Genomic DNA, 7,531 nt, shown 5'->3' with positions numbered 1-7,531 from the left:
CCAATTCGTTTGTTCCCTGAGTTACTTGCTCGATTGGTTGCTAATTTGGCTCAAATCAATAACTTCTCCATTGCTGAGTTTTACAATTGGCGAAGTAGGGTCTTCGATGAAATTTTTAAAACCAAGTATCACGCCTTTTCTGGAAGTGTCTAATTGAATTTCAGCGCCAATCTTAAATAAACTTGATCTATACAAAAATATTTTTAAAATATCCAAATCAATTTGAGTGCCGCCTAGTTTCCACATGATGCGCTGCGCTTCAAAAGAACCAACACTTTTTTCTTCAAAATATCCCCCTGTCATTTCATCGTAAACTTGAGCCAGTTTTATGATTCGCCCAAATACTCCTATTTCATTTCCTTTCTTCCCTGTTGGAAGCCCGCTTCCGTCAAATTTTTCATGATGCTCATAAATTCCGTGAAGGATGGATTTCTTCCGGAGAGACGGGACGCGTGAAGCAAGTTCAATCGATTTTTTTATATGTTCGTTTATCATAAAGTTTTCATTTTTTCTTTGATTCAGATATAAAATAAACTCTTCTTTGGGAAATTCAAGAAACCCTGTATCTGAAAACAATGCGGCAAGAGCCAAATCAACAAGCTCCTCAACGCTCATCTCGAGCGAAAGTCCAATAATCAAAGAAATACATGTTGTATTTACAGAATGGATCCATAAAGCATCGTGATATTTACGCAAGCGTGCAAAAATCAAGTAGAGCATTGGATTTTCCGAAAACGCTTCTAAAATTAAGTTTTGAACTTCTTTTGCCCGATTCCGCAAAATTTGGGAATCAAAAATTACTTTAAGATTATTCCACAAAGGATTTGTGAATAATTCGAATGTTTTCTGATCGACAGATGCCTGGTGAGTAGAATTTTCTTTTACATCAAGATGCAAGTTTACATTAGAATCAAGATCTACTGAAGGAGCAGGTTGTTGAAATAATAAATCTTGAAGTTTTAATGATAATTTGCATAACGAATAATATTCTTTTTTAATTTCATTCAATTTGCTCAAAAATTGCGGGTCATTAAAATGTTGGTTTGCAATTAAATCCTCCAATTCTGCCTTTGAACTCACGGTAAGGACAGGATATGATGCCGGTAAATGATTTCGAATGTTTTCAATCAGTGAGGGGGAAATCGTTTTAAATCGGTTGGCCAAGAGTAAGCCGTCACAACGATAAATCGGATGTAAAACAATATCGCCTGGAAGCAAATCAATGATTTGTTTTTTCGTGAAAGGTGTTTTTTCCATACTTTTACCTCTGGACTGTCAAGAATTTTGTGTACGACGCGACTTTGACCGTATCCGTGTCCGCCAAACTCCTTGCGGCTTCCAAACGGCCTGCCTTCGCCAGCCGCAAGTCGATTATACCGCAATCCCCCATTTTCATCATCTGAGGGTGCCGCCGTAACGGCACAGAGGATCTGATCATCACGCCCAACTCAAGCATAAATGGAAAAAATACAACAAAACAAAAGGATAAAAGGCCATTTTGTCGAAAAATGAGGAATGTGGCGCGGTCATCGTCAGTAACCATCTACATGCCCGTATTCATGAAGAGAAGCTGACGAAAGAATGTCAGCGGCTCGAATCGAAAATCCGCAATGAGAAGCAGTTCAGCCGCAACGTCGAACTGAACATGGAACTGCAACGGAAACGAAAAGAACGGAATCAGTTGCTTGAAACCTGATCGGAGGATAGGTGAAGACCATGAAAAGACTGTCGATGAAATCGGTGGATCTGACGCAAAAGAACATCGAAAAAATCGCCGAACTGTTCCCCAATGTGATCACGGAAGCAAGAGACGAGAACGGAAAATTGAAACGTGCCGTCGATTTTGACCTGTTGAAACAGGAACTGTCCGACATTCTCGTGGAGGGGGACAAAGAGCGGTATCAGTTGACGTGGCCAGGCAAAAAACAGGCCATCCTCAACGCAAATACTCCTATCGATAAAACACTGCGGCCGGTCAAAGAAGACAGCGTCGATTGGGACAACACAGAAAACCTGTACATCGAGGGCGATAATCTGGAAGTGCTGAAACTTTTGCAAGAATCGTATTTGAATAAGGTAAAATGCATCTATATTGATCCTCCGTATAATACGGGAAAGGATTTTATCTATAAGGACGATTTTAGAGAATCGACTGAAGAATACCTTGAAGAGTCGGGACAAACGGATGAGGAAGGTAATCGGTTGTTTCAAAACACCGAATCAAACGGTCGCTTTCACAGCGATTGGCTGACGATGATGTATTCAAGGTTAAAAATTGCAAGGAATTTGTTGAGGGATGATGGGGTAATTTTTATTAGCATTGACGATAATGAAGTAGATAATCTGAGGAAAATATGCGATGAAATATTTGGTTCAGATAATTTTATAGCCAATGTAATTTGGCAACATAGTATTCAGCCGAAAGGATATTTAGGGAAATTTTCCGTCCATCATAATTTCATATTAATATACGCTAAATCTACGGATTACTCTTTAGAATCATTAGATAGAACGGAAGAGCATAATAAAGCTTATTCTAACCCTGATAATGATCCAAGAGGAATGTGGAGACCAGGGGATGTCAGAAATGCTCTATATAGACCAAATTTGATTTTTGATATTATAGCGCCTTCGGGTAAAGTGATTAAGCCGCCTCAAAACGGTTGGAGATGGAGTAAAGAAACCATTGAGAAAAAAATCAGCACTGGAGAAATTATATTTAATCAAGACGAGACTAGAATAATTCGGAAAATATACCTAGATGATCTTAAAGGCAGGGCTCCTGAAACGATATGGTTCGGGAAGGAGGTCGGTACTACAAGGGATGGTAATAAAAATCTAAAAGAGTTATTTGATAATGTTGTTCCTTTTGATACTCCTAAACCAGTGGGTGTAATAAAAAGAATACTGGAATTATCTACAAATGAAAAAAATAACGACATAATCCTCGACTTCTTCTCCGGCTCCGCAACAACTGCTCACGCAGTCATGCAACTCAATGCAGAAGACGGCGGCAACCGAAAGTACATCATGGTTCAACTTCCGGAACCGACGGATGAAAAATCGGAAGCCTACAAAGCCGGGTACAAAAACATTTGCGAAATCGGCAAAGAACGCATCCGCCGTGCCGCGAAGAAGATCAAAGAAGAGACCGGTGCCGAAATAGATTACGGTTTCCGGGTGTTCCGCGTCGATTCGTCCAACATGAAAGAAGTCTATTACACACCAGAACGATTGGACCAAAACGATTTGCTTGGCCTAACCTCGAACATCAAAGAAGACCGCACCGGTGAAGACTTGCTTATTCAAGTCATGCTGGAACTCGGCCGGGAGCTTTCCCTGCCGATGGAAACGAAACAGATCGAAGGGAAAACCGTCCATTACGTGGCCGGCAATTCCCTGGTCGCTTGTTTCGACGAGGATGTCCCGGAGTCGGTGATCAAAACGATTGCAATGGACAAGCCGCGTCGCGTGGTATTTAGGGACAGCGCCTTCAAAGACGATTCCGCCCGCATCAACGTCGAGGAACTGTTCAAAATGCTGTCTCCGGGTACAGACATTCAGGTGCTGTAAGGCAGGTGAGACACATGAAGATCAAATTCAAGCACCAACAATTTCAACTGGATGCCGTCAAAAGCATTGTCGACTGCTTTGCAGGGCAGCCGAAGGAACAATCCCGGTTCACCCTCGATAAGGGCAGAAGACAGAGGCCTGCGCAAATGAAATGGGTCTTTGAGTCTAATCAGGAACTTGCAGATGTAGGCTTCAAAAACTATCCGATTCAACTGCTCGATCATGAAATCTTGGAAAACGTCAAAACCGTACAGCGGCGGAACGGCTTGAAGCAATCCGAGCGGCTCGAAGGCAGATACAATCTTACGGTAGAAATGGAAACCGGCACGGGAAAAACGTACACGTACATCCGGACGATGTTTGAATTATACAAAACGTATGGGTGGAGCAAGTACATTGTCGTCGTCCCTTCCATCGCCATCCGGGAAGGGGTGCTCAAGTCGTTTCAGATGACAGAGGATCATTTCATGGCGGAATTTGGGACAAAAGCCCGCTATTTCGTGTACAACTCCAAACAGCCGCACCAAATCGAAACCTTTGCCAGCGACGCCGGCATCAACGTCATGATCATCAATTCCCAGGCGTTTGCGGCAAGGGGCCGGGATGCCAGACGAATCTATATGGAACTGGACGATTTTCAATCCCGAAAGCCGATTGATGTGATCGCCAGCACGAATCCGATCTTGATCATCGACGAACCGCAATCCGTGGAAGGCCCGAAAACGAAAGATTCATTGAAGTTGTTCAACCCGTTGTTCACCCTTCGGTATTCAGCCACCCACCGGGAAGACTACAACAAGGTGTACCGTCTTGATGCGTTGGATGCGTACAACATGAAGCTGGTGAAAAAAATCAGCGTCAAAGGCATCTCCGTCAAAGGGACAAGCGGGACGGAAAGTTATTTGTATCTGGAAGGCATCGATGTCAGCGACAAACACGCCCCTGTCGCCCGGTTGGAGTTTGAAGTACGGACGAAAACCGGATTGGCCAAGAAAACACGGAAAATCCGCACAAACGACGATCTGTACCAGTTATCCGGCCAGCTGGAGCAGTACAAAGGCTACAAAGTGTCCGAGATCAACGGCCGGAAAAACTGCGTCCATTTTGCCAACGGAGTGACGTTGCAGGCCGGTGACGTACAGGGGGATGTCAACGAGTTGCATTTCCGGCGGATTCAAATTCGGGAAACGATCAAATCCCACTTCGAGAAGGAGCGGTCACTGTTCCATCAAGGCATCAAAGTGCTGTCCCTGTTTTTTATTGACGAAGTGGCGAAATACCGGCAATACGACGAGGGCGGCAATGAGCAAAACGGCGTCTACGCCGACATTTTCGAGGAAGAATATAACGCTTTGCTGAACGAATACGTATCCTTGTTTGCGGATGACCCGTATGTCCGGTACTTGAACAGCATCCGGGTACAAGATACGCATAAAGGGTATTTCTCCATCGACAAGAAAAGCAACCGGTTCATCGATCCGAAGGTATCTGCGAGAGAAACCGATTCGGATGACGCCGACGCTTACGATTTGATCATGAGAGACAAGGAGCGGCTACTCAGTTTCGCGGAACCGACCCGGTTCATTTTCTCCCATTCGGCTTTGAAAGAAGGCTGGGACAATCCGAACGTGTTCCAGATTTGCACATTGAAACACAGCGACTCCACAATCAAGAAACGGCAGGAAGTCGGACGGGGACTGCGGCTGTGTGTCAACCAGAACGGCGACCGGATGGATTCGAGCGTGCCCGGCATCGATGTGCATGACATCAATGTGCTGACGGTTGTCGCCAGCGAATCGTATGAACAGTTTGCCAAACAACTGCAAGGCGAAATCGCCGAAACGCTGTCTGAACGGCCAAGCAAAGCCGATACCGGTTTCTTCCTGGGAAAAGTGCTCACCAATGCCCGCGGCGAACAGCTGCACATCGACGAGGTATTGGCCAACAAACTGCATCGGACGTTTATCCGGCAAGGGTATGTGGATGACAAGGATCAACTGACGGACGATTATTTTACGGCGGTTGACCATCAACAAGTCGTTCTTCCCGAGGAACTGGCGAATCATCAGGAAGCATTGATCGAGTTGGTGGAGACGATTTATATCGCCGGCAAGGCCGATCTGACTGTGGACGAACGAAGCAAAAACATCGAACGATTGCAGCCGAATCACAACTTTCACAAAAAAGAGTTTCAGGAACTGTGGAACCAGATCAACAAAAAGACTGTGTATACGGTTCAGTTTGATTCGGACGAGCTCATCCGAAAATGCATCCTCGCCTTGGACCATAATCTGCAGGTACCGGACGTGCGTTACGCCATCAAACAGGGTGAAATGCGAAAAATCGAATCCAAGGAACAGCTGAAACAGGGCGAAGCGTTTGTTACCCGGGAGATAAAGACGGAATATGTTCGCCAGGCTGCGACATCGACGATCAAGTACGATCTGGTCGGCAAGCTGGTGGACGAAACGCGGCTGACGCGGAAGACGATTGTGAAGATTTTGACCGGAATCAAGCCTTCCACGTTTCTGCTGTTCCGGACAAATCCGGAGGAGTTCATCATCCGGGCAGCCCGGCTGATCAATGAACAGAAGGCGACGACGATCATTGAGTCCATCACCTACGATGTAATCAACGAAACGTTTGAAGCGGATGTGTTCACACAAAATACGTTAAAAGGACAACTCGGACAAAACGCCGTTCCGGTGGAAAAACACATTTTCGATTATGTCGTAACCGATTCGAAAATCGAACAAACCTTTGCAAAAGAGTTGGACACCAGTCAGGAAGTACGGGTCTATGCAAAACTGCCGCGAGGATTCTTTATTCCGACTCCCCTCGGCAACTATAATCCGGACTGGGCTATCGTATTCAAGGAAGGGGCTGTGAAGTATATCTACTTTATCGCGGAAACGAAAGGCTCGATGGAATCGATGGAGCTTCGCGAAGTGGAAAAGGCGAAAATCGAATGTGCCCGCAAACATTTTGCAAAACTGAATACAGGCCATTTGAAATATGATGTCGTGAACAGCTACGAAAAACTGATGGAGATTGTGAAGGGATAACATCTTTGAATGACATCGGTCCGTACCCTATTTTTCGCAGATATCTATGAGATCCGCACGATAAGGGCGAAAAGGGGGAAACGGTCTTGATTCGGTTAAGCGGCAAATAAGAGCTCCGCGAAACCGGAAAAACTGCCCGAAAGCCTTGCATGGCCGGGCGAATCCTCTGACGGTACCGCGTGGGTCCATGGGAGTCTGAAACAATGAGATACCAAAACGTAATACCCGGCAAATTCATAAAACGTGTTAACAGATTTATCGCCCATGTAACGGTGGAGGATGCCGAACGGATTGTGCATGTCAAAAACACGGGGCGGTTGAAAGAGTTGTTGCTCCCCGGGGCGGATGTGCTGCTGGAGAAATCGGCCAATCCGGCCCGAAAAACTCCGTTTTCCCTGATCGGAGTCTATAAAAGAGGACAATTGGTCAATATCGATTCGCAGGTGCCCAATCAGGTTGTGTTTGAAGCGCTGTCCGCGGGGACGATTGGGGAAATCGGCCGGGTGGAGCGCGTCAAAAAAGAGGTGGCTTACGGGAACTCCCGATTTGACCTTTACTTTGAGTCCCCCCGAGAGAAAGCGTTTGTTGAAGTGAAAGGGGTCACGCTTGAAAATGAAGGGGTTGCGATGTTTCCCGATGCGCCGACGGCGAGGGGAACCCGCCATATTTACGAGATGATCGAAGCCGTAGAGAACGGGTATGCCGGCTATATCTTTTTCCTTGTCCAAATGAAAGGCGTGTCCTGTTTTACACCCAACAGGCAGATGGATGCGGAGTTTGCAAAAGCTTTAACACTGGCATCCGAAAAGGGAGTCCAACTGTTGGCCTATGATTCCGTTGTCAGTCGGAACGAAATTGTTGTGGGAGAGCGAGTTGAAGTTCGGCTGTAAACC

6 protein-coding genes are annotated in these 7,531 nt (G+C 45.7%); 4 read left to right on the top strand and 2 right to left on the bottom strand.

Going from position 1 to position 7,531, the window contains the following annotated elements:
• Positions 1–21: 21 nt before the first annotated feature.
• Together AC4ED1_RS09390 and AC4ED1_RS09385 are read right to left on the bottom strand one after the other, a co-directional pair.
• Complete coding sequence (locus AC4ED1_RS09390; protein ID WP_490937916.1) at positions 22–1,257, bottom strand: HD-GYP domain-containing protein; 1,236 nt, start codon at positions 1,255–1,257, stop codon at positions 22–24.
• Between the two features lie 4 nt (positions 1,258–1,261).
• Positions 1,262–1,399 carry a hypothetical protein gene (locus AC4ED1_RS09385; protein ID WP_490937914.1) on the bottom strand — a complete coding sequence of 46 codons (138 nt, stop codon included), beginning with the start codon at positions 1,397–1,399 and terminating at the stop codon, positions 1,262–1,264.
• 99 nt (positions 1,400–1,498) lie between these two features.
• On the opposite strand from AC4ED1_RS09385, the gene AC4ED1_RS09380 reads away from it, so the two are divergent.
• The 4 genes from AC4ED1_RS09380 to sfsA all read left to right on the top strand — a co-directional run bounded on the left by AC4ED1_RS09380 (position 1,499) and on the right by sfsA (position 7,528).
• Positions 1,499–1,696: a DUF4391 domain-containing protein gene (locus AC4ED1_RS09380; RefSeq protein WP_490937912.1), complete on the top strand. Its 198-nt coding sequence runs from the start codon at positions 1,499–1,501 to the stop codon at positions 1,694–1,696.
• A gap of 20 nt (positions 1,697–1,716) precedes the next feature.
• Entirely contained in the window at positions 1,717–3,573 is a 1,857-nt protein-coding gene (locus AC4ED1_RS09375; protein WP_490937911.1) for a site-specific DNA-methyltransferase, read from the top strand.
• Positions 3,574–3,587: 14 nt separating this feature from the next.
• A complete protein-coding gene (locus tag AC4ED1_RS09370) occupies positions 3,588–6,638 on the top strand; it encodes a type III restriction-modification system endonuclease (protein WP_490937909.1) in 3,051 nt (1,016 codons plus the stop codon).
• Between the two features lie 203 nt (positions 6,639–6,841).
• Positions 6,842–7,528, top strand: coding sequence for a DNA/RNA nuclease SfsA (gene sfsA / locus AC4ED1_RS09365; protein WP_490937908.1), 687 nt, complete (start codon positions 6,842–6,844; stop codon positions 7,526–7,528).
• Positions 7,529–7,531 lie beyond the last annotated feature (3 nt).

The organism is Effusibacillus sp. SKA8, from assembly GCF_058273125.1.
The sequence above is the reverse complement of the archived record's forward strand: the minus strand, read 5'-3'. Positions and strand labels throughout refer to the sequence as shown.